The sequence below is a fragment of the Rhodopseudomonas sp. RCAM05734 genome (genome assembly GCF_052658035.1).
In genome coordinates this window covers 6,017,478-6,043,285 of the sequence record NZ_CP199742.1, presented here as the reverse complement: position 1 = coordinate 6,043,285, position 25,808 = coordinate 6,017,478, and the positions used below count along the sequence as shown (strand labels likewise).

The 25,808-nt window shown below is 64.0% G+C and carries 24 protein-coding genes; 12 read left to right on the top strand and 12 right to left on the bottom strand.

The window, feature by feature from the left end:
• The first annotated feature begins 10 nt into the window (after nucleotides 1-10).
• The 4 genes from ACUXVA_RS28735 to ACUXVA_RS28720 all read left to right on the top strand — a co-directional run bounded on the left by ACUXVA_RS28735 (nucleotide 11) and on the right by ACUXVA_RS28720 (nucleotide 3,040).
• On the top strand, nucleotides 11-481 hold the full coding sequence (locus tag ACUXVA_RS28735; RefSeq protein ID WP_265082525.1) for a chemotaxis protein CheW: 471 nt from the start codon (nucleotides 11-13) through the stop codon (nucleotides 479-481).
• 71 nt (nucleotides 482-552) lie between these two features.
• A complete protein-coding gene (locus ACUXVA_RS28730; protein WP_265082526.1) occupies nucleotides 553-918 on the top strand; it encodes a response regulator in 366 nt (121 codons plus the stop codon).
• A gap of 74 nt (nucleotides 919-992) precedes the next feature.
• Nucleotides 993-2,168: a protein-glutamate methylesterase/protein-glutamine glutaminase gene (locus ACUXVA_RS28725; protein ID WP_445489603.1), complete on the top strand. Its 1,176-nt coding sequence runs from the start codon at nucleotides 993-995 to the stop codon at nucleotides 2,166-2,168.
• The gene (locus ACUXVA_RS28720; RefSeq protein ID WP_265082528.1) at nucleotides 2,165-3,040 is read left to right on the top strand and encodes a CheR family methyltransferase; all 876 of its coding nucleotides are present in this window, start codon (nucleotides 2,165-2,167) and stop codon (nucleotides 3,038-3,040) included. Before ACUXVA_RS28725 ends, ACUXVA_RS28720 begins: the two co-directional genes overlap by 4 nt.
• Before the next feature lie 116 nt (nucleotides 3,041-3,156).
• On the opposite strand, the gene ACUXVA_RS28715 is transcribed toward ACUXVA_RS28720, so the two are convergent.
• The 4 genes from ACUXVA_RS28715 to ctrA form a co-directional block, all read right to left on the bottom strand.
• Entirely contained in the window at nucleotides 3,157-4,308 is a 1,152-nt protein-coding gene (locus ACUXVA_RS28715; protein ID WP_445489600.1) for a glutathionylspermidine synthase family protein, read from the bottom strand.
• A gap of 2 nt (nucleotides 4,309-4,310) precedes the next feature.
• On the bottom strand, nucleotides 4,311-4,703 hold the full coding sequence (locus ACUXVA_RS28710) for a hypothetical protein (RefSeq protein ID WP_445489599.1): 393 nt from the start codon (nucleotides 4,701-4,703) through the stop codon (nucleotides 4,311-4,313).
• Nucleotides 4,700-5,110 (bottom strand): DUF350 domain-containing protein, encoded by a 411-nt coding sequence (locus ACUXVA_RS28705; RefSeq protein WP_445489597.1) that lies wholly within the window; start codon nucleotides 5,108-5,110, stop codon nucleotides 4,700-4,702. The genes ACUXVA_RS28710 and ACUXVA_RS28705 overlap by 4 nt, the downstream gene beginning before the upstream one ends.
• Nucleotides 5,111-5,261: 151 nt before the next feature.
• Nucleotides 5,262-5,963, bottom strand: a complete 702-nt coding sequence (ctrA, locus tag ACUXVA_RS28700) for a response regulator transcription factor CtrA (RefSeq protein ID WP_445489595.1) — start codon at nucleotides 5,961-5,963, stop codon at nucleotides 5,262-5,264.
• A 367-nt stretch (nucleotides 5,964-6,330) separates the two neighbouring features.
• Here ctrA and fliI point away from each other — a divergent pair, with 367 nt between their 5' ends.
• The 4 genes from fliI to ACUXVA_RS28680 all read left to right on the top strand — a co-directional run bounded on the left by fliI (nucleotide 6,331) and on the right by ACUXVA_RS28680 (nucleotide 9,809).
• Nucleotides 6,331-7,656: a flagellar protein export ATPase FliI gene (fliI, locus tag ACUXVA_RS28695; RefSeq protein ID WP_445489593.1), complete on the top strand. Its 1,326-nt coding sequence runs from the start codon at nucleotides 6,331-6,333 to the stop codon at nucleotides 7,654-7,656.
• Nucleotides 7,657-7,765: 109 nt separating this feature from the next.
• Nucleotides 7,766-8,182 carry a flagellar export protein FliJ gene (gene fliJ / locus ACUXVA_RS28690; protein ID WP_265082534.1) on the top strand — a complete coding sequence of 139 codons (417 nt, stop codon included), beginning with the start codon at nucleotides 7,766-7,768 and terminating at the stop codon, nucleotides 8,180-8,182.
• A 188-nt stretch (nucleotides 8,183-8,370) separates the two neighbouring features.
• Entirely contained in the window at nucleotides 8,371-8,919 is a 549-nt protein-coding gene (locus tag ACUXVA_RS28685) for a sigma-70 family RNA polymerase sigma factor (RefSeq protein ID WP_445489591.1), read from the top strand.
• Complete coding sequence (locus tag ACUXVA_RS28680) at nucleotides 8,919-9,809, top strand: anti-sigma factor (protein WP_445489589.1); 891 nt, start codon at nucleotides 8,919-8,921, stop codon at nucleotides 9,807-9,809. Before ACUXVA_RS28685 ends, ACUXVA_RS28680 begins: the two co-directional genes overlap by 1 nt.
• A gap of 225 nt (nucleotides 9,810-10,034) precedes the next feature.
• Here the strand turns inward: ACUXVA_RS28680 and ACUXVA_RS28675 are convergent, their stop codons facing one another.
• Together ACUXVA_RS28675 and flhA are read right to left on the bottom strand one after the other, a co-directional pair.
• Nucleotides 10,035-10,235 carry a hypothetical protein gene (locus tag ACUXVA_RS28675; protein ID WP_265082535.1) on the bottom strand — a complete coding sequence of 67 codons (201 nt, stop codon included), beginning with the start codon at nucleotides 10,233-10,235 and terminating at the stop codon, nucleotides 10,035-10,037.
• Nucleotides 10,236-10,547: 312 nt separating this feature from the next.
• Nucleotides 10,548-12,779, bottom strand: coding sequence for a flagellar biosynthesis protein FlhA (gene flhA, locus ACUXVA_RS28670; RefSeq protein ID WP_445489586.1), 2,232 nt, complete (start codon nucleotides 12,777-12,779; stop codon nucleotides 10,548-10,550).
• A gap of 243 nt (nucleotides 12,780-13,022) precedes the next feature.
• Between flhA and ACUXVA_RS28665 the strand changes: the two genes are divergently transcribed.
• The gene (locus ACUXVA_RS28665; RefSeq protein ID WP_445489584.1) at nucleotides 13,023-14,267 is read left to right on the top strand and encodes an MFS transporter; all 1,245 of its coding nucleotides are present in this window, start codon (nucleotides 13,023-13,025) and stop codon (nucleotides 14,265-14,267) included.
• Nucleotides 14,268-14,274: 7 nt separating this feature from the next.
• Here ACUXVA_RS28665 and ACUXVA_RS28660 read toward each other — a convergent pair whose 3' ends face one another.
• Nucleotides 14,275-14,523 (bottom strand): hypothetical protein, encoded by a 249-nt coding sequence (locus tag ACUXVA_RS28660; protein ID WP_265082537.1) that lies wholly within the window; start codon nucleotides 14,521-14,523, stop codon nucleotides 14,275-14,277.
• A 250-nt stretch (nucleotides 14,524-14,773) separates the two neighbouring features.
• Here ACUXVA_RS28660 and ACUXVA_RS28655 point away from each other — a divergent pair, with 250 nt between their 5' ends.
• Nucleotides 14,774-15,298, top strand: a complete 525-nt coding sequence (locus ACUXVA_RS28655; protein ID WP_445489582.1) for a Spy/CpxP family protein refolding chaperone — start codon at nucleotides 14,774-14,776, stop codon at nucleotides 15,296-15,298.
• A gap of 24 nt (nucleotides 15,299-15,322) precedes the next feature.
• Here ACUXVA_RS28655 and ACUXVA_RS28650 read toward each other — a convergent pair whose 3' ends face one another.
• Nucleotides 15,323-16,570, bottom strand: coding sequence for an MgtC/SapB family protein (locus tag ACUXVA_RS28650; protein WP_265082539.1), 1,248 nt, complete (start codon nucleotides 16,568-16,570; stop codon nucleotides 15,323-15,325).
• A 227-nt stretch (nucleotides 16,571-16,797) separates the two neighbouring features.
• On the opposite strand from ACUXVA_RS28650, the gene ACUXVA_RS28645 reads away from it, so the two are divergent.
• A complete protein-coding gene (locus ACUXVA_RS28645) occupies nucleotides 16,798-17,649 on the top strand; it encodes a universal stress protein (protein WP_445489580.1) in 852 nt (283 codons plus the stop codon).
• A 12-nt stretch (nucleotides 17,650-17,661) separates the two neighbouring features.
• Here ACUXVA_RS28645 and ACUXVA_RS28640 read toward each other — a convergent pair whose 3' ends face one another.
• From ACUXVA_RS28640 to ACUXVA_RS28625, 4 genes are read right to left on the bottom strand one after another with little or no spacing between them, the layout of a single operon-like run.
• Nucleotides 17,662-18,510 (bottom strand): thiamine pyrophosphate-dependent enzyme, encoded by an 849-nt coding sequence (locus ACUXVA_RS28640; protein ID WP_445489578.1) that lies wholly within the window; start codon nucleotides 18,508-18,510, stop codon nucleotides 17,662-17,664.
• Nucleotides 18,511-18,521: 11 nt separating this feature from the next.
• Nucleotides 18,522-20,234: a 2-oxoacid:acceptor oxidoreductase subunit alpha gene (locus tag ACUXVA_RS28635; RefSeq protein ID WP_445489576.1), complete on the bottom strand. Its 1,713-nt coding sequence runs from the start codon at nucleotides 20,232-20,234 to the stop codon at nucleotides 18,522-18,524.
• Entirely contained in the window at nucleotides 20,227-22,041 is a 1,815-nt protein-coding gene (locus ACUXVA_RS28630; RefSeq protein WP_445489574.1) for an FAD-dependent oxidoreductase, read from the bottom strand. Before ACUXVA_RS28630 ends, ACUXVA_RS28635 begins: the two co-directional genes overlap by 8 nt.
• A gap of 36 nt (nucleotides 22,042-22,077) precedes the next feature.
• Entirely contained in the window at nucleotides 22,078-23,586 is a 1,509-nt protein-coding gene (locus ACUXVA_RS28625; RefSeq protein WP_265082546.1) for an anion permease, read from the bottom strand.
• A gap of 331 nt (nucleotides 23,587-23,917) precedes the next feature.
• Here ACUXVA_RS28625 and ACUXVA_RS28620 point away from each other — a divergent pair, with 331 nt between their 5' ends.
• A complete protein-coding gene (locus tag ACUXVA_RS28620; protein ID WP_445489572.1) occupies nucleotides 23,918-25,759 on the top strand; it encodes a heavy metal translocating P-type ATPase in 1,842 nt (613 codons plus the stop codon).
• Nucleotides 25,760-25,808: the final 49 nt, after the last annotated feature.

The window sequence follows — 25,808 nt, the reverse complement described above, 5'->3', positions numbered from 1 at the left end:
GGACATGACGATGACCAGCAAGACGACCACTGCCGACGGCGCCGTCACCGAATACGTCACGACCATGATCGGCGGCCAGCTGTTCGGCATGCCGATCTCCCGGGTGCAGGACGTGTTCATGCCTGAGCGTCTGACTCGCGTGCCGCTCGCTTCTAGCGACGTTGCCGGTGTGCTCAACCTGCGCGGCCGGATCGTCACGGCGATCGATATGCGCTCGCGCCTCGGTCTGCCGAAGAACGAGGACGGCAAGCCGCCGATGGCGGTTGGTGTCGATCTGCGCGGCGAATCCTACGGCCTGCTGATCGACTCGATCGGAGAAGTCCTCAAGCTCGCCGACGACAGCCGTGAAGTGAACCCGGTCAATCTCGACCCGCGCATGGCCAAAATGGCCGATGGCGTGCATCGGCTGGACGGCCAGTTGATGGTGGTGCTGGACGTCGATCGCATTCTTGAAATCGCTCCCGACAAACTCGCCGCGTAACGTCGGCAGCAGCCAAATCCGGCCCGCGACGGAAATCTTCCATCCGGGATCTGACAGCAGCAGAGGCTAAAATGAAGACATGTCTGGTCGTCGATGACTCCAGCGTCATCCGTAAAGTAGCACGGCGCATCCTTGAAGGTCTGGACTTCGAGATCATCGAAGCCGAAGACGGCGAGAAGGCGCTCGAGGTCTGCAAGCAGGGGCTTCCCGACGCAGTCCTGCTCGACTGGAACATGCCGGTGATGGACGGTTACGAATTCCTGCGGAACCTGCGTCGCATGCCGGGCGGCGATGTCCCCAAGGTCGTGTTCTGCACCACCGAGAACGACGTTGCCCATATTGCGCGCGCGCTGCACGCCGGCGCCAACGAATACATCATGAAGCCCTTCGACAAGGAAATCGTTTCGGCGAAATTCCACGAAGTCGGGCTGATTTGACGGCGGCGGCAGGACGGTCTCCTGCCTCCACCCGCAGAATTTGATTTATAGCGTTTTGTTGTGTTCGGTGAGTGATGAGTATTGATGTGATCAATCCCTCTGTTTCGGATTCGACGCGGTATGAGCCGCTTCGGATCATGGTGGTTGATGACTCAGTCGTCATTCGCGGCCTGATTTCGCGCTGGATCGAGGCCGAGCCCGACATGACCGTGGCGGCCTCGCTGCGCACGGGACTCGATGCGGTCAACCAGCTTGAGCGCGTCAATCCCGACGTCGCCGTGCTCGACATCGAAATGCCGGAGCTTGACGGCATCCAGGCGTTGCCGCAGTTGCTCGCCAAGAAGCGCAATCTGATTGTCATCATGGCGTCGACGCTGACCCGGCGCAACGCCGAGATCAGCTTCAAGGCGCTCTCGCTGGGCGCCGCCGACTACATTCCGAAACCCGAGAGCACCCGCGAGGCGTCCGCCGCCGATAACTTCCGGCACGACCTGCTGCAGAAGATCCGCAGCCTCGGCGCCAAGGTCCGCCGGCTGCATTCCGCCACCACGCCGCCGCTGGCTCCGGCCATCGGCCGCCCCCGCGATCCGGCGCCGGTGCCGGTACGTGCGCCGGTATCGGTCGCCAGTCAGGCCGCGCTGCTGAAGCGCGCTTTCAGCGCGATCGCGCCGCGCGTGTTGCTGATCGGATCCTCCACCGGCGGACCGCAGGCGTTGATGACCGTGGTCGCCGAAATCGGCGCGGTGATCGATCGCGTGCCGGTGTTGATCACCCAGCATATGCCGCCGACTTTCACGACCATTCTCGCAGAGCATCTCTCGCGCGCCAGCCACAGACCGGCCCGCGAAGGCATTGACGGCGAAATCGTCAAGGCCGGCCAGATCTACTTGGCGCCGGGCGGCAAGCACATGCGGGTGGCCAAGCAGGGCGCCAATATCGTGATCGCGCTCGATGACGGCCCGCCCGTGAATTTCTGCAAGCCCGCGGTCGATCCGCTTTTCAATTCCGCAATCGATGTCTGGCAGGGCGCCATCATGGCCGTCATCCTGACCGGCATGGGTTCAGACGGCATGCGTGGCGGCAAGGATATCGTCGCCGCCGGTGGCAACGTCATCGCACAGGACGAGGCCACCAGCGTGGTGTGGGGCATGCCCGGCGCCGCCGCCAATGCCGGAATTTGCTCTGCCATCCTGCCACTCAATCAGATCGCACCGAAACTGGTTCGGCTGTTTTCGGGAGATCGCTCGTGACGCCAGTTGATTATGAGTTTCTGCGCAAGTTCCTCAAGGAGCGTTCCGGCCTCGATCTGTCTGCGGACAAGCAGTACCTCGTGGAGAGCCGGCTGGTTCCGCTGGCGCGCAAGGCTGGTCTCGCCGGAATCGACGAACTGGTGCAGCAGATCAAGAACGGCTCTGCGGCCCTCGCGTCCGACGTGGTCGAGGCGATGACCACCAACGAGACATTCTTCTTTCGCGACAAGGTTCCTTTCGATCATCTGCGCGAGATGATCATTCCGGAATTGCTGCAGGCCCGCGCCAGCAAGCGCAGCCTGCGGATCTGGTGTGCGGCGGCGTCCACCGGTCAGGAACCCTATTCGATCGCCATGTGCCTGAAGGAAATGGGCGCAGCCCTCGCCGGCTGGCGGATCGAGATCATTGGCACCGACATCTCGCAGCAGGTGCTGGAAAAATCCAAGTCCGGCATCTACAGCCAGTTCGAGGTCCAGCGCGGGCTGCCGATCCAGCTGCTGGTGAAATACTTCAAGCAGTCCGGCGAGATGTGGCAGATCAATCCGGACATCCGCTCGATGATCCAGTATCGGCCGCTCAATCTGCTGCAGGACTTCTCCAGCATGGGCAAGTTCGACCTGATCTTCTGCCGCAACGTGTTGATCTATTTCGATCAGGAGATGAAGACGTCGATCTTCAACCGGCTGGCCAAGACCATGGAACCCGACGGCTTCCTGGCGCTCGGCGCCGCAGAGACGGTCGTCGGCCTGACCGACGCGTTCAAGCCGCATCCCGACCGTCGCGGCATCTACCGGCCCAACACGGTTCGCGCCGCCCCCTCGATCGTGCCGGCCATGGCCTCCGCGGGATTGAAGACGTTCGCCGCGCGCTGAGGCCGGGATACGCGTCCGCAGATCCCGCACAGCCATTTCCAGCCACGCTTATTGCGTGGCTGAGGGTGCACGCCGGTCGGCGAGGCCGGATTTGTCAGGCTCGCAATGACCGCGTCCTACAGAATCGCGTGTGGCACGAAGCGAGACATGTTGCCGGTGATCGGCGTGTCATCCTCGCGGATCGACAACCCGCACGGCGTGCCGTCGACCATCCAGCTGCCGAGCACTGGATACTGTCCCGAAAAATTCGGTAGGGTTGCCAGCGCCTGGCACACGAATCCCTCCGCACCATAGGGTCCGGGTTTTTCATGGATCGCGTTGCCGCCGACCAGCGTGATATTGGCGCCCTCGCGCGAGTAGAGCGGCTTTCGCGCATAGGTCGGGCCAAGTTGCGCCGCTGCCGGATCGTCGTCGAAATACGCCGCCAATAGATTCGGGTGGTTCGGAAACATCTCCCATAGCAGCGGCAGGATGCCCTTGTTAGACAGGATCGTCTTCCACGGCGGCTCGATCCAGCGCGTCGATGCACCTTTCAGTCGCGCACCGAAGGTTTCGCGGAACATCCACTCCCAGGGATACAGTTTGAACGCCAGCTCGATGAGGGAGTCGTCGAGATCGACAAAGGCGCCGTCATTGCGCAGTCCGATCTCGGCAATGTCGAGCAGCACCGGATCGAGTCCGGCCTGCTTTGCCGTGTCGGCCAGATAATGCAACGTGCCGCGGTCCTCTGCGCTGCTCATTGTGGCGGCGAAATGCACGCGACCGCTACCTGTCCGGCGCCATGCGTCGATCAACGATTCATGCAGCGTGTTGAACTGGTCGGCGCGCCTGGGAATGATCTGGCGGTCAATCGCCTGTTCGAGCCAGGTCCATTGAAACACCGCGGCCTCGAACAGCGATGTCGGTGTGTCCGCATTGTACTCCAGAAGCTTTGCCGGACCCTTGCCGTCAAAGCACAGATCGAACCGGCCATACAGGCTTCTGTCGCCGCGCTGCCAGCTTGCGGCGATGTAGCTCCAGTACGCCCTTGGGATTTTCAGCTGATGCAGGAGGCGGTCGTCGTTTACGACACGGCCGACCAGTTCGCGGCACATGGCGTGGAGTTCGGCGGTGGGTGCCTCGATCTGCCGCTCGATCTCGTCGAGGGTGAAGGCGTAGTAGGCGCGCTCGTCCCAGTAGCGCTGGCCGTCGTCGCTGTGAAACGCAAAACCGGTGGCGGCCGCGGTGGCCTCCCAGTCATCGCGCTCGGGGCAGGCAATGCGCTGCATGCTCAGCCGCCGCCGGAGAAGTGCGACATGAACGAGCCGAATCCGCCGCGCGACACGTGGCTGGAGTTGCTGTCCGAGCTTGAGCCAGAAGAATGGCTGGAGGAATCCGTGCTGGCAAAATTGCTGCGTGACGACGATCCGCCCGAACCGCCGTGTCCGCCGGACGATGACGAACCGTGCTGCCGGCAGTCGGCAGGCTGGTCGGCGTGCAGCACAGGCTGGTTCGGGTCGCATTTTTCCCGCGGCATCAGCGCGTAGGCGCCGCCGCCGATCGCCATGGTGCCCATCAGCAGCAGCGCCACATGATTGGAGCGCTTCTTCGCCAGTTGCGGCGGTTCGTCGGGCGGCAACCGCGGCAGGCGCTTGCCGAACTCGTTGCCCGGCTTCGGCGTCATGGATTGTACACCATCGACGCGGCATTGAGCACGCCGGCGGCGAGCGAGGCGAGGCCCAGCCAGATCGCCGGCGCCAGATGGCCTGCGTCGATCCGCTCCGACAGTTTCGGGACCGGAATGCGCACGATGAAATACACCGTCATCTGCACCATCAGCGCGATGATGCTCCAGATCAGGCAGTCCAGCACGTTGGCGGAGTGGATGATGGCGCTGGCCACTGGCAGCACAAAGCCGAGCAGGCTCATGCCGAGTGCCACGGCAGCGGACGGAACGTTGTCACGGATCAGTCGGAATTCGTCATGCGCGGTGACGCGGGTGTAGACGAATAGATACAGCATCACGGCAAAGAGGCCGGTGCAGAAATAGACCAAAAAGGCCGGCAGACCGGCCAGGGATTGCACAACCATTCCGCCCCCGAAGTTCGACTGATGTCGAACGGTATTCGCGCACGTCAGAATAGTCGTAGCAAGCGGGCGCTGGGTTCATCCCAAACAAAAACCCCGCCGTTTCCGGCGGGGTTCAGTCGGGAGGTGAGCCTCGCGGCTCCGACAATCGATCTTAAGCGGGAATGCGGACTTCTTCTTCGTGCGGCTCGCGCAGCACGTAGCCGCGGCCCCAGACGGTTTCGATGAAGTTGCGGCCGTCCGACGCATTCGCCAGCTTCTTGCGCAGCTTGCAGATGAACACGTCGATGATCTTCAGTTCCGGTTCGTCCATGCCGCCGTAGAGATGGTTGAGGAACATTTCCTTGGTGAGGGTGGTTCCCTTGCGGAGCGAGAGCAGCTCCAGCATCTGGTATTCCTTGCCGGTCAGATGCACGCGCTGGCCGCCGACTTCCACCGTCTTGGTATCGAGATTGACCACCAGATCGCCGGTCTGGATCACCGACTGGGCATGGCCCTTGGAGCGGCGCACGATCGCATGAATGCGGGCAACCAGCTCGTCCTTGTGGAAAGGCTTGGTCATGTAGTCGTCGGCGCCGACGCCGAGACCCTTGACCTTGTCCTCGATGCCGGCGAGGCCGGAGAGGATCAGGATCGGTGTCTTGATCTTCGATACCCGCAGCCGCTTGAGGACATCGTAACCGGACATGTCCGGAAGATTCAGATCAAGTAAAATGATATCGTAGTCGTAAAGCTTGCCGAGATCGACGCCCTCTTCTCCGAGATCCGTCGTGTAGACGTTAAAGCTCTCGGATTTGAGCATCAGCTCAATCGACTGCGCGACCGCACTATCATCTTCGATTAACAAAACGCGCATGCCAGTCCCCTTTAGTCGCCGCTCCGGGCGTCAGGTCGGCCGCACTTGCGGCACCAAAAAACGCCTTTGAACAACTGATTCGGATCCTGACGACATATGGTTAACAAAACCTGATTCCTTCGCGCAAGTACTAACCGTGCAATTTTTGTCGAATCGCCGTAAGATATTGCGGTAGAGACGTTTTTTGTTCCCGTAGCCGTTCAAGTTCCACATTAGGAGACGGGCCTAACCGACTCCATCGACTCACGCCTTCGTTCTGAAGGGCAAGCGCTCTCAGTCACCAAGACAATGACGTAATGATTAACGATGCGGGTAAACACCAAGTTAAGACCGCGGCAGCAACACGCAGAAACTTAAGGGTTTCGAAATGAAAGCGCTGGCGGAGCAGATCGCCGATCTCGACGGCGTGAACATGTACGGCCGGGTGGTCGGCGTGCGCGGTCTGATGGTGGAGATCGCGGGGCCCATCCACGCCATGTCGGTGGGGGCACGCATTGTCATCGAGACTGGAACCAACCGTTTCATCCCCGCCGAGGTGATCGGCTTTTCCGGCAACAATGCCGTGGTGATGCCGTTCGCCGGTCTTGAAGGCGTCCGCCGTGGTTGCCGCGCGGTGATCGCCAACGCCGCCAGCCAGGTCCGGCCGTCAATCTCCTGGCTCGGCCGGGTGGTCAACGCCATGGCCGAGCCGATCGACGGCAAGGGGCCGCTGCAGCAGGGGCCGGCGCCGATGCCCTACCGCAATTCGCCGCCGCCGGCGCATTCGCGCAAGCGCGTCGGCGATCCCCTCGATCTCGGCGTGCGGTCCCTGAACACCTTCCTGACCTGCTGCCGCGGTCAGCGCATGGGTATTTTCGCCGGCTCCGGCGTCGGCAAATCGGTACTGCTGTCGATGCTGGCGCGCAACGTCGATGCCGACGTCTCGGTGATCGGGCTGATCGGCGAGCGCGGCCGCGAGGTGCAGGAGTTCCTGCAGGAGGATCTCGGCGAGGAGGGTCTGGCACGCGCGGTTGTCGTGGTCGCGACCTCCGACGAACCGGCGCTGATGCGGCGGCAGGCGGCCTATCTGACCATGTCGATCTCCGAATACTTCCGGGACGAAGGCAAGGACGTCATGTGCATGATGGACTCCGTGACCCGCTTTGCCATGGCGCAGCGCGAGATCGGCCTGTCCGTCGGCGAGCCGCCGACCGCCAAGGGCTATACGCCGACCGTCTTCACCGAGTTGCCGAAGCTGCTGGAGCGGGCCGGGCCGGGCACCAATGAGGGCTCGATCACTGGTATTTTCACCGTGCTGGTCGATGGCGACGACCACAACGAACCGGTCGCCGACGCCGTGCGCGGCATTCTCGACGGCCATATCGTGATGCAGCGGGCGATCGCTGAACGCGGCCGCTACCCGGCCATCAACATCCTCAAATCGGTATCGCGGACCATGCCGAAATCCTGCGATCCGGTTTATCTGCCGACCATCACGCGGGCGCGCCAGATCATGGCGACCTATGCCGACATGGAGGAACTGATCCGGCTCGGCGCCTACCGCGCTGGTTCCAGCCCGGAGGTCGACGAGGCGATCCGCCTGCACGAGCCGCTCGAGAGCTTCCTGCGCCAGCGCAAGGACGAAGTGGCGGGATTGACCGAGGGATACATGCAACTGGAGAAAATCGTTGGTAGTTTGGAAACGGAACGCTAACTTTGTCCGGTCATCATCCCGCTCAGAGACACAATTCTGCCGGTAGGGTTCTTGCGCACCACCGGTCCCGTCCCGCGTTGAAGTTGGGACTTCTGGGGAGTACGAGTCGATGAAGTCACGTGAAACGCTGATCCGCCTGAAGAAATTCCAGGTCGACGAGAAGCGCCGCAGGGTCAACCAGATTGAAGGCATGATCGCCGATTTCCAGCGCATGTCGGTCGATCTTGAGCGCGAAATTCACACCGAACAGGAGCGCGCCGGGATCAACGATCCCACGCACTTCGCCTATCCCACCTATGCCAAGGCGGCGATCCAGCGCCGCGAGAACCTGACGCGCTCGGCCGACGAGCTGCGCATCCAGCTCGAGGACGCCAAGAGCCTGCTCACCGAAGCTTTCGAGGAACTCAAGAAGGTCGAGTTGCTCGACGAGCGCGACCAGGCCCGCGAACGCGCCGAGGAAAGCGCCCGTGAGCAGGCCGATCTCGACAGCATCGGACTGATGCGCGCGCGCATTGCCGTCGCCTGAAACACCGGTGGACGGCAGCGTCCGCCGTCAAGCCAGATACGCTGAACCCGGGCCGCGAGGTCCGGGTTTGTCGTTTGCCTGATCGCCACATCCGCGGTGACATGGTGCGTCCGATCCATAGTATGGTATGGCCATTGGATGAGGGCGGCGGGATCGGTCGCATCGGGGATTTGAGTTGGGGATATTGAATGCTGACGCCGGCTGAGCTGGTCTGGCTGATCGCTGCGGTTGCCAAGGGGGATGAGGTCGCGTTCGAGCGCCTTTATGCGGCGACGCGCGCGAAACTGTTTGGCGTGGTGCTCCGTATCTTGCGCAGACAGGATCTCGCGGAGGAAGTCATCCAAGAGGCCTATGTGAAGATCTGGAACAGTGCGGGACAGTTCAATCCCGGCCTGGCTTCACCGATTACATGGATGGCGTCGATTGCCCGCAACCGGGCCATCGACGTGGTGCGCAAGCGCACTGAAGTATCAATCGAGGAAGAGCCGGCCGCGATGGAAGTGGCCGCCGATACGCCTGATCCTCTGGCGCGTCGCGAAATGACCGAAGAATTGAAGCGCCTGCTGGAGTGTGTGGGACGGCTTGAACCGGACCGGCAGAAGCTTGTGCTGCTCGCGTACTACAATGGCTGGAGCCGCGATCAACTGGCGGCAAAGTTCGAGGCGCCGGTCAATACGATCAAGACCTGGCTGCGTCGCAGCATGATGGACATCCGGGAGTGTCTGGGACTGGCATGATGGCCTACAGCGAAGACCATATCGCGCTTGCCGCGGAATATGCGCTCGGCACACTGGATGCCGAAGAGCGTACACAGGTCGAGGCCATGATGTCCGTCGACAAGGACTACGCGGCTCTGGTCGAGGCGTGGGAGCGCAAGCTCGGCGTCTTGAATCAGATGGTCGGGCTGGTCGAGCCGCGTCCCGAGGTCTGGGAGAAGATCCGCGCGGCGATCGGGCTGGCGGGCGCGCAGCAGGCGCTGGTGCTGCCCGATGCGCCGCAGCAGGCGACAGCCGACGTCGTCGACGAAAAGGCATCCGCTGAAAGCGCTGATGCGCTGGCCGCAAACGATGCCAATGTGCTGATATTCGCGCGGCAGGTCAGGCGCTGGCGCAACATCGCCACCGGCATGACCGCGATGGCTGCGGCCCTGGTGACCATGATCGCGGTGCAGGCCTACCGACCAGATTTGTTGCCCCAGGGCCTGCGTCCCAAGGTGACCCAGCAAGTCGCGCAGGTGCAGCCGCCGGCAGCACCCGCGACTGCTGTAGCGCAGGCGCAATACGTCGCCTTGTTGCAGACCGACGCCAGTTCGCCGGCGTTCATCCTCACTGTCGATGCTGCCACCAAGAGTTTTACCGTCCGCAGGGTCGGCGCCGAGCAGCAGCCGGGCAAAGACTATGAGCTCTGGATCGTGTCCGACAAATTGCCGGCACCGCGCTCGCTCGGCGTGATCGGCAGCAGCGACTTTACGACGGCCGCGGCGCTGGCCGCCTATGAACCGGCGATGGTGAGCCAGGCGACCTACGCTGTCACCGTCGAGCCCGTCGGAGGTTCACCCACCGGGAAGGCTACTGGCCCGATCGTGTTCACCGGCAAGCTGATCGAGACGGTGCCGCCAGCAAAGTAAATGCGTTCAATCGGGATAGGCGAAAGATACATCTCCCGAGAGGAGAGGTGAATAAACCCGAGCGCTCTGCTGTAAGCGAAGTAAACTTCCAAACTGCAGACAAAGAAAAACGCCCGTGGGGGGGCGGGCGTTTTTCATGAGGTCTTCACTTTGGGGGAAGTGAAGTGTCCTGCATACTCACGCGGCGGCTTGGGGGCGAACCGCTGCGTGAATTCCTGAAATCATTCAGCGAACCATGTTTGCGTTCGAACTCGTGATGGTGACTGGCTGGCCGGCCTTCACCACGCGCGCGGTCTGGGTATAGCCGTCGCTGCTGTTGACCCGTGCCGAAATGCCGAAGCCTGCAACCGTGATTCCGGCGATCAGAGCAACCACCACAACCTTGAGGTGGGTGGTGCGATCGGCGCTGTAAATCGAATGGTTCATTGGGAGCCTCCTGCCGTCTGACTGCCGTTGCCGATTTGTGTCGGCGCTTCAACGGCTGGTTCAACGTCTCGTGCAGAAAACGTGGTGACTCGGCTTTCCGTTCCGAAGGGGCGATCACAAGTAGGTGAAAAGACGTGATCGGTCGCGATGCCTAGCTGAGATGAAAATTAAAAATCAATATTTTCAATTAGATAGCTGCGTTGCCAATCCGCGTCCGCCGAACCCGCCGGACCCGATCTTCATCTAACTGCTTGGCTGTGGCCGATTTGCATCTGTATTTTCCGCGATTTCCCACAACCTGGCCGACGGCGGTTACACGCTCCCGACCGTTTTCAGCCGTGCGCGGGGGTGGATTTCGGCCTGCGACAGGACGGTGGTCTGGGCGCGGAAACGTTCCACCAGCGAACGCACGAACGGCCGGATCGCGGCCGAGGTCACCAGCACCGGCGCCTCGCCTTCGCGCGCGGCCTGTTCGAAGCGGTCGCGTACGGTGGTCATGAACTCCGACAGTTTCGACGGCTGCATCGCCAGGCTGCGCTCTTCGCCCTGGCCGATGATGGATTCGGCGAAGGCCTGCTCCCACTTCGCCGACAGCGCGATCAACGGCAGATAGCCGTTGTGCGACGTGTTCTGTGCGCAGATCTGGCGGGCCAGACGGGCGCGGACGTGCTCGACCACGGTCGACGGATTGCGCGAGAACGCCAGCGCGTCGGCGACGCCTTCGAGAATGGTCGAGAGATCGCGGATCGAGATCCGTTCGGTGAGCAGCAGCTGCAGCACGCGCTGGATGCCCGACACGGTGATCATGCTCGGCACGATGTCCTTGACCAGTTCGCCCTGTTCCTTCGGCAGATCCTTCAGCAGCTTCTGTACTTCGCCGTAGGACAGCAGGTCCGACATGTTGCCCTTCAGGAGCTCGGTCAGATGCGTCGACAGCACGGTGGCGGCATCGACCACGGTGTAGCCCTTCAGCGATGCTTCTTCCTTCAGGCCGGCATCGACCCAGGTGGCGGGCAGGCCGAAGGTCGGCTCGGTGGTGTGGATGCCGGGCACGTTGACCTGGTTGCCGCCGGGATCCATGACCATGAACTGGTTGGGCCAGATCCGGCCGGTGCCGGCGTCCACTTCCTTGATCTTGATGATGTAGGTGTTGGCCTCGAGTTGCACGTTGTCGAGAATACGGACCGACGGCATCACGAAACCCATTTCGACGGCGAGCGAACGGCGCAGCGCCTTGATCTGCTCGGTCAGGCGGTCGTTGCCGTCCGGCCCGTTGACCAGCGGCAGCAGCGCGTAGCCGAGTTCGATCTTGAGGTCGTCGATCTTGAGCGCGGCGGAGATCGGCTCGTCGGCGGCGGCGCTGGCGGCGGCCGCGGCGGCTGGCGCAGCGGCGGCCGTGTCCTCGGCCGCCTTGGTGACCTTGTTGTGGCGACCGGCCTTGACAGCGAGCCAGCCGGCGCCGCCGCCCAGCACCAGGAACGGCAGCATCGGGATGCCCGGCAGCATCGCCAGCATCAGCATGACGCCGGACGACATGCCGAGCGCCTGCGGATAGAACGACAGCCGCTTCATCAGCGCCTTGTCAGCGGCGCCGGAAATGCCGGCCTTCGACACCAGCAGGCCGGCCGCGGTGGAGACGATCAGCGCCGGGATCTGGGTGACCAGACCGTCGCCGACGGTCAGCAGGGTGTAGGTGCGTGCCGCCTCGCCGAACGACAGGCCCTGCTGGGCCACGCCGATGATGATGCCGCCGATGATGTTGATGAACACGACGAGCAGGCCGGCGATGGCGTCGCCGCGCACGAACTTGCTGGCGCCGTCCATGGCGCCGAAGAAGCCGCTTTCGTCCTCGAGGTCCTTGCGGCGCTTCTTGGCGGTGGCTTCGTCGATCAGGCCGGCGGACAGGTCGGCGTCGATGGCCATCTGCTTGCCGGGCATGGCATCGAGGGTGAAGCGGGCCGCGACTTCGGCGATACGGCCCGAACCCTTGGTGATGACCACGAAGTTCACGATCACGAGGATGGCGAACACGATGATGCCGATGACGAAGTTGCCACCCATCACGAAATTGCCGAACGCCTCGATGACGTGGCCGGCGGCGGCGGTGCCCTCGTGGCCATGCGACAGGATCAGCCGGGTCGACGCCATGTTCAGCGACAGCCGCATCATGGTCGAGATCAGCAGCACGGTGGGGAACGACGAGAATTCCAGCGGCGTCTGGATGAACAGCGCGGTCATCAGGATCAGGATCGACATGGTAATCGAGATGGCCAGAAACAGATCCAGCACCATCGACGGCAGCGGCATGATCAGCACGACCAGGATGGTCAGGACGCCGAATGCCAGTGCCAGATCGCCGCGCAGCACCATCGTGCGCAGATCGGTGAAGGTGAAGCCCGCCTTTGGCGCTCCCAGACCCGAGCCTGCTACCACATCCGTCATCACTGCTGCTTCCCCCCGCGAATGCCGCTCGCGGGCGCTGAACGTCTGCGCGGTGGCCGAAGGTCCACCGGTCTGAAAGTGAGGCACCGCACTGGCATCCACGGGCACATCCCCGATCGGCTGACGACACGCGACTCCACTCGGCAATTTTTGCCGTGTTTATGGTTATCAAATGGTTAACAAACGGGGGCGCGGGGCGTTCTGGGCGCTAGGCGCCGGCGTTTGGCGCCAGAGAGCCGGCCGGTTTCCCGATGGGCCGGGAGGCCCGCTGTTGCACTGCTTCTGCATGGCCACCGGTACGCTGCCGCGCTTGACCGGGCGGGTTCCAACAACGAAGTTCCGTCCGTGAAAAAAGATTCTACGATCAGGGAGGTTAAGCCCCCATTTGCGCCGGATTCCCGTCAGGCGTGGATCAGACTTGCCGTCGCCCTGGTGATCGGCTCGATCGGCAGCGTCGGCATGTGGTCGGTGGTGGTGGCGCTGCCGGCGGTGCAGGCTGAGTTCGCGGCCAGCCGCGGCGACGCATCGCTCGCCTTCACGCTGACCATGGCCGGGTTTGGCATCGGCGGCCTCGCGGCCGGCCGGCTGACCGACCGGTTCGGCATCGTTGCCGTCATCGCGCTGGCGACGGTCCTGATGGGCTGCGGCTATGTCGCCGCGGCGCAGGCTTCGGCGCTCTGGCAGTTCAACCTGATCGGCCTGGTGGTCGGCGCCGGCTCGTCGGCGACGTTCGGGCCGCTGATGGCCGAGGCGTCGCACTGGTTCGAGCGCCGCCGCGGCATCGCGGTCAGCATCGCCGCCACCGGCAGCTACATCGGCGGCACCTTCTGGCCACCGCTGGTCGGCTGGGGAATTCAGCAATTCGGCTGGCGGCCCACCCATATCGCCATCGGCGTTGTCGGCAGCGTGACGATGCTGGCCATGGTCGCCCTCCTGCGGCTGCAGATCGGCGCGGGATCGCGCCGTAGCCATGTCGATGCGCCGCCGCCGCGGATCGATCTCCGGCTCAGCAGCAACACCCTTACGACATTGCTCTGCGTCGCCGGCATCGCCTGCTGTGTGGCAATGGCGATGCCGCAGGTGCATATCGTCGCCTATTGCGGCGACCTCGGATACGGCGTGGCGCGCGGCGCCGAGATGCTGTCGCTGATGCTGGCCTTCGGTATCGTCAGCCGGGTCGGCTCCGGATTTCTCGCTGACCGCATCGGCGGCATCCGCACCCTCCTGCTCGGCTCGGTGGCGCAGGGCTTTGCGCTGCTGTTCTATCTGTTCTTCGACAGCATGACTTCGCTTTACATCATCTCCGCGATGTTCGGACTATTCCAGGGCGGCTTGGTGCCCGGCTACGCGATCATTATCCGCGAGGCGATGCCGGCCTCCGAGGCCGCGACCCGGGTCGGCACGGTGATCCTCGGCACCGTGGTCGGCATGTCCCTCGGCGGTTGGGTCTCGGGCATCATCTTCGACGCCACCGGCTCTTATGCAGCGGCGTTCATCAACGGTCTCGGCTGGAATGCACTCAACATCATGATTATGACGGCGCTGCTGCTGCGGGCGCGAAGCCGCTTGCAACTCGCCACAGCAAGCTGAGCGACGCTCAGCCCTGCAGCAGCATCGCATCGGTTGTATTGCGCTGCCGCCAGTAGCGCGCCTGCAACCGCGGCGCCATCCACCACGAAATGGGCGCCGAAAGCGCGAAGCTCAGCAACACCACCGTGGGGATCATCGTGAACGCATGTTGCGACAGCGCCGGAACCAGCAGCACCGTCAGCAGTCCGATCCCGAAGACCACCGCATTGACCATCAAAGAAAGCAGCGCAGCAATTCTCAATCGTGTGCTGGACATGTGTCTCTCCTGTAAGAGTTAACTGCACCACCAATTCCCACGCCCCGGGGATGTTCCTGCGGAATCTGTGCCGTGGTTGCGGTGGATCAATGTGAGCATCACGCAGACTGATATGGATGCAATTCGAGTCAGCACTTCTCCATTCGACACTTCGCGCATGCAGCATTGACTAGGATGCGCCGCATTCACCGAGATCGAAGGCACCGCCACGGCGGTCGTGGCCATTGCCCCATAGCTTCTGGAGGTCGCAATGAGCAGGATATTCACGACAGCGTTATTCGTCGCAGTCGCATTGTCGCTCGGCAGTACGATTCCGTCGGCTCAAGCCCAGGCTCAGCGTTCGGAGGCCGGCGATCGTGGCTGGGGTTGGGGACACATGGGTCCCGGCATGATGATGGGGCCTGGCATGATGGGCCGCGGCGGCTTCGGCCGCATGTGCAATGCTCGCGCAGTGGGATTTGCGGAGTGGCGCATCGACAGGCTCGAACAGACACTCACTCTGGCCGATGCGCAGCGCGCCAAGTTCGACGACTTCAAGGCCGCCTCGAAAAAGGCCTCGGAGACCATGCGGGCCGCCTGTCCGACAGACATTCCGGCGACGATGGTTGGTCACATGCAGGCGATGGAAATGCGTCTCGATGCCATGTCTGCGGCGGTCAAGACGATTCGCCCGGCGCTTGAGGGGTTCTATGCGACCTTGAACGACGAGCAGAAAGCGAAGCTGGATTCCAGCGGCGGTCGCGGCCGGTTCTGGCGCTGGCGTGAGCACTGGTAGCGTCGTGGCTCGCCGAGGCGTTCTTCAGACCAAGTGAATGGCCAGCGCGCCGGCCCAGGCCGCTGCAGCGACAAGCAGCAGACCCGGGATCAGCCGCCATGCGAATGCCCGGCCGCCGCTGCGGGCGAACACCATCTTGCTGATGGTGTTCGCGGAGAGCCCTGCCAAGATCGGGAAGACGGCATCGGCGGCGGCTATCTTGCCGGACGCGACCAGCGATGCCACCGCGATGGCAGCCGAATGGGTGTCGACGAAGCCGGACACGAACGCGGCCATGATGACTCCGGTCTCGCCGAAACTGTCCCGCAGCGCGGCCGAGGCGATCAGCATGGCGGAGACGGTCAACGCAAACACCAGCGCCACCGGCAGGCTGAACGCCTGACCCGGTTGCGGCTCGACTGCGGTCTTCTCCTGCATCGCTCGGACCGTGAAGGCCACGCCATAGACGACCGCCGCAAGTCCGGCACAAAGCAGCGGAACGGCGAGCGCGCGCAGCGCGGGCACGCTGGTGACGGCGAGCACCAGCGCCATCTGGATGATAGTGGCAACCGTCGATAGCGCGGCACCGGCCACCGTGGCCGCAAGAAGGTCCGGATTCTTCTGGGCCCGCATGCCCATGGCGCCAATGGTCGCCGTGCTGGAGATGAAGCCGGATGCGAGGCCGGCCACGGGAAGGCCGAACCGCGCGCCGAGCAGACGCAGCGCGACATAGCCCGCCGCACCGATCGCCATCACCAGCAGGACGATGATCCAGATTGAGTGCGGGTTGAGGGCGCCGTACGGCCCCATCGCGCGATCGGGCAGAAGCGGCAGCACGACCAGTGTGGCGCTGGCGAAGATCAGCGCGTCCCTGACTTCGGCCTCGGTGAGTATGGAGCGGATGAAATGATGTAGCGGCGCCCGCGCCGCCAGCAGCACTGCGACGGTGACCGCGATGCCGCCAGCGAGCACCGGCCGCTGCGTCGCCAGGCCGCCAAGCAAGGCGGTGAGGATCAACGCTATCTCGGTGGTGAGGCCGGGATCGTCCTGGCGCGATCTGAAATAGGCCACGGCCGTCAGCGCGCCCACGCCGGCGACGGTAACCGCCAGAACGACTGCGCCGCCCACCATCGCGCCGACCGCTCCGGCAAGGGCGGCCACCGAGAAGGTCCGGATGCCCGCCGGCGCGCGCGCTGGTCCTGCGCCCTTGTGACGCTCGCGTTCGGCGCCGATCAGCATGCCGATGCCGAGGGCGACGGCAAGGTTGACCAGAACGGGGTCGAAAATCAACATCTGTGTCCTGTACGAAGCAGCATCAGGCGGCTGCGCGGTTCGCGGCCCGAGTTCGGTCGACGTCTCGCGAACCCACTCGTTGTGGGCGGATTTTTCATTGGATGTCCAGACCGGACTGATGCGAAGCAGGGTCCGGCTTCACGGGGGCTGCGGCTACGGGATGCTCCTTGAGCCAAATCAATGCCGAACCCGGTCGGGTCCCTAGGCTCTCCGAAAGGGAGACCGACATGGCGATCAAGCAGATTCTTTTGCCGCTGGTGAGCTACCCCAAGGCGACAGAGATGGCCGCGATCGACAAGGCCGTCGCCGTCGCCAAGCGATTGGGCGCCGGCATCACGGCGATTGCTTTCGATATCGATGTGCTGATTCCCGGAGCGCTGCAGACACGACCGCTGAATTCCGACAGCCTTGTGGTAGAGACGCCTGAACACCAGAAGAGTCGTGCGAATGCCACGAAGATGATCAAGGCCTTCGAAACTGCAGCCGACGCCGCCGCGATCAAGCACGATCAGATCGTCGGACGCTGCGTCTCGGAAGACATGCCGACCCAGGTGGTGATGCGCGCGAGAACGCATGATCTGGCACTGGTACCAATCGCGCCATATGACGATGTCTCGGAGAAAATCGTCGAGGCGCTGATCTTCGAATCCGGGCGCCCGCTCCTGATCTGCCCGGAGCAGTCCGTGGGGGAGCTTCCGGAGGCATTCGGGCAGGTGGCAATTGCGTGGGACAACAGCCAGCAATCCGCGCGGGCGGTGGCGGATGCGATGCCATTGCTGAAGATTGCCAAGACGGTCAGCATCTTCACGGCAGCCGACAAGAATACTGCCGCGGACATCGATTCCGGGGCGGCACTGGTCGGACACCTCGGTGCTCACGGCATCAGGGCGACGTTTGAGATCGTCAGGAAGAGCGGCAGTTCCACGGGAAAGGTGTTCGAGGCGTTTGTGCAGCAAAACCGGATCGACCTCCTGGTGATGGGGGCCTATCGGCACTCGCGCCTGCGGGAATTCATCCTGGGCGGTGCGACCTATACGGTCGTCGGGCAGCCGCCCTGTTGGGTGATGATGTCGCACTGACACCGGTGGCGATTAACCGCATACCCTGAATTGCTCCTCCACATCCGCGAGCGACGCGAGTGGCGCGCTGCTGCGGGGCAGCGATGGCCGGTGATCCTTGAACAGCAGGCCGAGGCTGTAGCCGTCATCGGCCAGTGTGGCGGCCTGTGCGGCAGCGCGGTCGTCGACGATGGACAGCGACGTCGGATGCACGTTCTCCTTCCAGCCGAACGCCTCGGAGCGGAACGCCATGCACGGGCTGAGCACTTCAATGAAGGCGAATCCCGGCCAGCGAATGCCTTCCACGATGAGGTTCGCCAGTTCCTGCGAACGGCCGGCAAATCCGCGGGCAACGAAATTGGCACCGGCGGCAAGCGCCAGCGCGATCGGGTCGAACGGACGCAGGCCGAGCCCGCCCGGCGCGATGTCGCTGTCCCAGTCGGCTTCGGTGGTGGGCGAGGGCTGGCCCTTGGTCATGCCGTAAACGCGGTTGTCCATCACCAGATAGAGCATGTCGATATTGCGCCGGCAGGCGTGGATGAAATGGTTGCCGCCGATCGAGTAGCCGTCGCCGTCGCCGCCGACCGCGATCACTTCGAGGTCCGGCCGCGCCAGCTTGACGCCCGATGCGAACGGCAGCGCCCGGCCGTGCACGCCGTGAAAGCCGTAGCAGCCGGTGTAGGCCGGCAGCCGCGACGAGCAGCCGATGCCGGACACCATCACCACCTCATGCGGCGGACGGCCATGCGTGGCCAGCGCATGTTCGAGCGCCGACAGAACGCCGTAATCGCCGCAACCCGGGCACCAGATCGGCGTGGCGCCGGAATGGAAATCATGCGCGGTAAGGGCGGCGGCAGGGGCGGCGATGTCTGTGGTGCTCATGGTGATCTCCGTCACGCCAGATGCGCGGTGATTTCGGCGGGCCGGAACGGCAGCGGGCCGGGACGGGCGAGGCTTTCCGCGGTCGGCGGGATGGCCTTGAAGGCGAGCAGATGATGGTAGAGTTGCGCGCCAAAATTCTGCTCCATCACCACGATGCGGCTGGCGCCGTCGAGGGCGTGGGCGAGGGACTTCAGTGGCAGCGGCGACAGCACACGCAGCGCAACGACGCGGACAGGCTTGCCGGCGGCCTCGAGCCGTCGCGCCGCTTCCTGCGCCGGGCCGATGCTGGAGCCGAACGCCAGGATCGCGGTGTCGCCGTCGCCCGTGACGCTGCCCCAGGCTTCGCCAGGATCGAACTGTTCGAGTTTTCGCGCGCGCTTCTTGATCTGCGCCAGATGCGCGGCGGCACCGCCGACCGGAATGCCGGTCTCGTTGTGGGTGAGGCCTTCGCCGACCCACTGGCCACCGGGCGTGCCCGGCAGCGGCATGGCGCTGACCGGATCGGTGCCGATGGCGTAGCGCTTGAACGCACCGTCGGGCAGGTCGGTCTTGCGGGTGAGCTTCTGCGGCCGTTCAGGCTTTGGATCGATCACCGTATTGGCCTGGCCGAGCGCCATGTCGGACAACACGATGACCGGCGTCTGCAGGGATTCCGCGAGATAGACGGCCCATTCGCCGGTGTACATGCAGTCGCGCACCGAGGTCGGCGCCAGCACGATGCGCGGCGCGTCGCCGTGGCCGCCATAGATGGCGATGTTGACGTCGCTTTGCTCGGTCTTGGAGGGGATGCCGGTAGACGGCCCGCCGCGCATCACGTCGACGATGACCGCAGGGACCTCGGCGGCGATGCCGAGGCCGATGGATTCGATCATCAGCGACAGGCCGGGGCCGGAGGTGACGGTCATCGACGGCACGCCGCCAAAGGAGCCGCCGAGTACCATGTTGATGGAGGACAGTTCATCCTCCGCCATCACCAGTCGGCCGCCGAGCTTCTGCAGTTGCGGCGACATCCATTCGACGAGGTCGGTGGCCGGGGTGATCGGATAACAGCCGACGAAACGCACGCCGCCGCGCAGCGTGCCCATGGCGACCGCCTGGTTGCCGGTCAGCAGCCAGCGCGGCGCCGGATGCGGCGGATCGAGCCGGACATCGAGATCGACGCCCGCCGCGGCCGCAATACCCGACTTGAGTGAGGCGGTGTTGGTGCGGGTGACGTCGTCGCTCTTGTCGCCGAGCACGGCGGTCAACGCCGTCTGCAGGTGGTCGACCGGCAGGCCGGCCAGGGCCGCCACCACGCCGGCAACGAACACGTTGATATGCTTGCCGTGCAGCGCGCGCTCCAGCGGCGTGGCGTCTACCTGTCCCATGGTGAGGGCGATGGTTCGACCCTTGCATTTGGCGATGCTGGCCGGCACCGGGCCGGCCCGGGGGTCGGAGATGATGACGGTCTGGTCGTCGAGCGGAATCTCATTGGCGAACTGGTCGACATTGGCCCAGTCCAGCGCCACGAACAGGTCGAAACGGTCGGGCTGGCAGGACACCGGCGCGGTCGAGATTTGCACCAGCGCCGCCGCCTCGCCGCCGCGCACCTGGGCGCCGAACAGCTTGCTCATCATGCCGTAATAGCCGGCCTGAGCCGCGGCATTGAGCAGCAGTTCGCCCGCGCTCATGGCGCCGGCGCCGCCGCTGCCTGAAAACACCATCGCAAGGGAAGGTCTAGCCATTGGTCGTTCCTTCGATCGGTGCTTGCGACATGGCAATCAGCGGCGATCCGCCGGCGCGGGCCGTGAGCAGCAGCATGGAGTCCATCTGCCAGGCGCCGGTCGGGCAATTCTCTGCGCACAACCCGCAATGCAGGCAGAGGTCTTCGTTCTTGACCATGACCCTGTGGCTGACCAATCGGGAGGCGACGTAGAGTTCCTGCGAGAGATTGGTCGCCGGTGACTTCAGCCGGCTGCGCAGGTCGGCTTCGTCGCCATCTTTGGTGAAGGTGATGCAATCGGTCGGGCAGACGGTCTCGCAGGCCTTGCACTCGACGCACAGAGGCGGACTGAACACCGTCTCCAGCTCGCAATGTAGGCAGCGTGCGGCTTCGGCGACGGCGTGTTCGATGTCGAAGCCGAGTTCGACCTCCTCGTGGATGTCGGAGAGCGATGTTGCCAGCGGCTGCAGCGGCACCGCATGGCGGACATTCACGGAGACCTTTGGAATATGGCGCGGCGGCAGCGGCGTGCGGTGGGTTACGAACGTCGCCGTGGCGGACGGCCGAACCGCGGGGTCGGCGCCGCTGAGCAGCAGGTCGATGGTTACGGCGGCCTGATGGCCATGCGCCACCGCGGTGATGATGTTCTTTGGACCGAAGGCCGCATCGCCGCCGAACAGCACGTGAGGAAGCGTCGACTGCAGCGTTGCCGGATCGAGCTTCGGCATCTCGCGGTCGCCAAAGGCAATGCCAAGGTCGCGCTCGATCCAGCCGAAGGCCGACTCCTGGCCGACCGCGATCACCACGTCATCGCAGGGGAAATGTTGCAGGGGGCCGGCCGATACCAGCGTGCGCTTGCCGTTCTCGAAGACGCTGGTCACCGGCTCGAAATTCACGCCGGTGAGGCGGCCGTTGTCATGGGTGATTTCCCTCGGCACCAGATCGTTGCAGATCACGACGCCTTCACGCTGGACGTCGTCCTTCTCCCAGGCCAGTGCCTTCATGTCTCCGAAGCGCGAACGCACCACCATCCTGACGTCTTCGCCGCCGAGTCGGCGTGCGCTGCGAGCGCAGTCGATCGCGGTGTTGCCGCCGCCGATCACCACGACGCGCTTGCCGATGCGCGTGACGTGCTTGAACCAGATGCTGGCCAGCCATTCGACGCCGATATGAATGTTGGCGTGTGCTTCGTTGCGGCCGGGGAGCGCGAGATCCTGGCCGTGCGGCGCACCGGCGCCCACGAACACCGCGTCCCAGCCCTCGGCCAGCAAGGTCTTCATGCTGTCGATGCGCGTGCCGCCGCGAAACTCGACACCGAGATCGAGGACGTAGCCGGTCTCCTCGTCGATGACATGTTCCGGCACCCGGAAGTGCGGAATCCGCGTGCGCATCATGCCGCCGGCCTTGGGGTCGCCGTCGAAGATGGTGCATTGATAGCCAAGCGGCGCCAGATCGCGGGCCACCGTCAGCGAGGCCGGGCCGCCGCCGACCAGCGCGATGCGCTTGTCGTTGGTCTTTGTCGTTCGTTCCGGCAGGTAGCCTGCGATGTCGCCCTTGTGGTCGGCGGCGACGCGCTTCAGCCGGCAGATCGCCACCGGCTCCTTTTCGACACGGGCGCGACGGCAGGCCGGCTCGCAGGGCCGGTCGCAGGTGCGGCCGAGGATGCCGGGAAACACGTTGGCCTCCCAGTTGACCATATAGGCCTCGGCATAGCGGCCTTCGGCGATCAGGCCAATATATTGCGGCACCGGTGTGTGCGCCGGGCAGGCCCACTGGCAATCCACCACCCGGTGGAAGTGATCGGGCGTCGAGATATCGGTAGGCTTCATGACAGTGTGCCGGTTGGATGGAAGCGGGCTGCGGTCCTAGACATAACCGAGCCAGCGCCAGTAGGTGGCGCCCAGCAGCATCACCAGTGCGAAGGCGATCACCGTCAGCACCAGACCCGTGCGCACGAAATCCTTGGCGCTGAAGGTCTCGGTACCGTAGGCGACCATGTTCTGCGGCGCATTGACCACCAGGATGAAGCCGAAGCTCACTACGAATTGCAGCAGCATGGTCAGGCCGACGATGTTGATGCCGGGCGTGGCGACGCTCTGCAGCACTGCGATCACGATCGGGATCATCGCCGATGCCAGTGCAGTGGCGCTGGCGAAGCCGAGATGGATGACGATCAGGAACACGCTGAGCACGCCGAGGATGAACATGCCTGTGGCATTGCGCAGGCCGAAGTCGGCGACCACGAGATCGGCGATCCAGATGGCGCCCTTGGTCTGCAGCAAAGCGGTGCCGAGGCTGATGCCGATGCCGAACAGCACCACCGTGCCCCATGGAATCTTCGGCTGCGCCTCCTTCCATGTCATGATGCCGATGCCCGGCAGGAACATGATGGCGACCGCGGCGATGGTGGTCGACGACGTGTCGAAGCGATGCAGGATGCCTTCGGTTGCCCAGAAGCCCAGCAAAGTGAGCGAGATGATCAGCAACTTGATCTCGGACATCTTCATCGGGCCGAGGTCCGCCAGCGACTTGCGGATGCCTTCACGGCCGCCCGGCACATCCTTGATTTCCGGCGGCATCATGCGGGTCATCACGAAATACAGCGCGATCGACATCAGTACGCCGAACGGTGCGGCAGCGATCAGCCAGTCCAGCCAGGTGATGGTCTTCTGCAGCATCTTCTCGATGAAGCCGATCGCCACCATGTTCTGCGCCGCGGCGGTCTTGATGCCGACATTCCAGATGCTCGCGGTCTGCACCGTGGTGATCATCAGCATGCCGGCAAAGGCGCTCTTCTTGCTGACGCCGTAAGCGGAGATGATGCCGAGGGTGATCGGGACGAGGCAGGCCACCCGTGCCGTCGTGGAGGGAACCAGGAAGGCGATAACGAAGCCGACGATGATGGTGCCGACGACGACGTGGCGGGCTTCGGTGCCGACACGCGACAGGATGACCAGCGCAATGCGCTTGTCGAGTCCGGTGGCAGTCATGGCGGCGGCAAGAAACAGCGCGGAGGCCACCAGCGCCAGTGCTGTGTTGGCGAAGCCGCTAAAGGCAAGGCCGAGACCGGCGCTGGTGCCCATCAGCACTTTCGGATCGGCGGGATTGGGGGACAGCCCAAGCAGGAACGCCATCAATGCGGCGATGACCACAGCGGAGACTGCGTAGTCGAGCGCTTCGGTCATCCATACGATGACGGCGAAGACCAACACAGCAAGCATGCGCTGGCCCGCTACCGAGAGCCCTTCAGGCTTCGGCAGCGCGATCACCACGATCAGTGCGGCGATGGCCAGCAACAGGCCCCAGTTGGCGCGTAGCCAAGATGGCCGGATCGGTGCAACAACGGCAGCAGGCGCTGACTCTGCAACTGACATGGAATTTTCCCCGATCTGATGTTGCCGTCATTTCACAGCATCCGGGTGGTACTGCATTGAGCAGGATCAATCTAGCGACAGCGCAACTGCAGCATTCGCTGCAATAAGATGACATGAATAATTATTGCAGCGCTGCTGCGAATGAGACGCAGCTTTCGCGCGCGATTGACGGCAGTAATCGCACGTCGCGTGTCTCCGGAAGAGAGGGCGGGCGTTGGCTTGCCGGTGATCTGATCCGTTTGTTGCAGCAGTTGATATATATCAAAGGGAAATGGTGGTGCGTGGCGCAGTCAAGGTGAGTGCCGCAACGTCTTGATGGACGACGATCACCATGTTCTCCAGCTTCTCCATTCGCCCCTGGCTGATAGCTTTTCCTGCCTTGGGGATTGCCGCCGGCTTTGCATTGCGGTTCTGGGGCGTCGAGCTATGGGTTCCCGTTGTATGGGCGGTGTCCACCGTTCCGGTTCTGCTGACGCTGCTGGTCGACATCGTCGTGAGTCTGCGCCGCGGCGAGGTCGGTCTTGACATTGTCGCCGCATTATCGATGAGTGCTGCGCTGCTGTTCGGTGAGGAACTCGCCGCCGCGGTGGTGGCGCTGATGTATGCCGGCGGCCAGTATCTTGAAGGCTTTGCCGAGCGCCACGCGCGCCGCGAGATGACGGCGCTGCTGGCGCGGGTGCCGCGCACCACCATGCGGCACCGTGAGGGCCAGCTCGAGGAAATCGGCCTTGAGCTCGTCATGTCCGGCGATCGCCTGCTGATGCGTCGGGGCGACGTCATTCCCGTCGATGGCACGGTGGCGCTGGGCACGGCCGTGCTCGATCAGTCGGCTTTGACCGGCGAGGCTATCCCGGTTCAGCGCAAGGTTACGGAGGCCGTGCTGAGCGGATCGACCAATGTCGGCGAGGCCTTCGATCTCGTGGCGCTGCGTCGCGCTGCCGAGAGCACCTATGCGGGCATCGTGCGGCTGGTGGAGGCAGCGCAGCGCTCCAAGGCGCCGATGTCGCGGCTTGCCGATCGGTTTTCCATGGTGTTTCTCGGTGTAACGGTGGTGATTGCCGGCGGCGCCTGGCTGTGGACCGGCGATCCGATCCGTGCCGTTGCCGTGCTGGTGGTCGCCACGCCATGTCCGCTCATTCTCGCGGTGCCGGTGGCGATCGTCTCCGGCCTGTCGCGCGCGGCGAAGCACGGCATCCTGATCAAGGGCGGCAAGGCGCTGGAGACGCTGGCGCGCATTCGCGCGCTGGTGATCGACAAGACCGGCACACTGACCGACGGCCGCGCCAGGGTCGTCTCGGTGCATGCGATGCCGGATTTCTCGGCCGACGAGATTATCCGCATCGGTGCATCGCTGGATCAGATGTCCCACCACATTATCGCCCAGACTGTCGTCGCCGAGGCGCAGGCGCGTGAGCTGCAGTTGGCCGTGCCGACCGGTACGCTGGAAACTGCCGGTGAAGGAATCGAGGGCAATGTTTGGGGACGACCGGCGGTGGTCGGCGGTGTGGCCTTCGTCGCCTCGCGCATCGCCGTCGGCAGCGGCGCCCAACTGGAACGCTCGAAGACGCCGGGCGCCGTGCGGGTCGCAGTGGCCATCGACGGCGAACTGGCCGGTGAAATCGTGCTGGCCGATGAATTACGCGCCGGCACCGAAGCGCTGCTCGGCGACCTGCGCAAGCTAGGCATCGAACGTATCGTGCTGGCGACGGGCGATCGCCGCGCGGTTGCGGATGCGATCACCGCCGGCCTGTCCATCGATGCGGTGCGATCCGAACTGACACCCGACCAGAAGGTCATGGTGGTCCTGTCCGAACGCAAGAACGGCCCGGTGATGATGGTCGGCGACGGCGTCAACGATGCGCCGGCGCTGGCCGCGGCGGATATCGGGCTGGCGATGGGCGCGCGAGGTGCGGCGGCGTCGGCTGAAGCCGCCGACGTGGTGCTGCTGGTCGACCATCTCGACCGCGTGGTGCCGGCGATCCGGATCGCCCGACGCGCGCGGTTCATCGCGCTGGAAAGCGTCTATGCCGGCATCGGCCTGTCCATCGCCGGGATGATCGCGGCGGCGTTCGGCCATCTCACGCCGGTGCAGGGCGCGCTGTTGCAGGAGGTCATCGACGTCGCGGTGATCCTCAATGCTCTACGCGTGCTGCAGGATAGCGAACCGCGCTGAGGCAAATTCATTCTGCTGACGCAACGATATGCGCGTAGTGTCGCGGCGT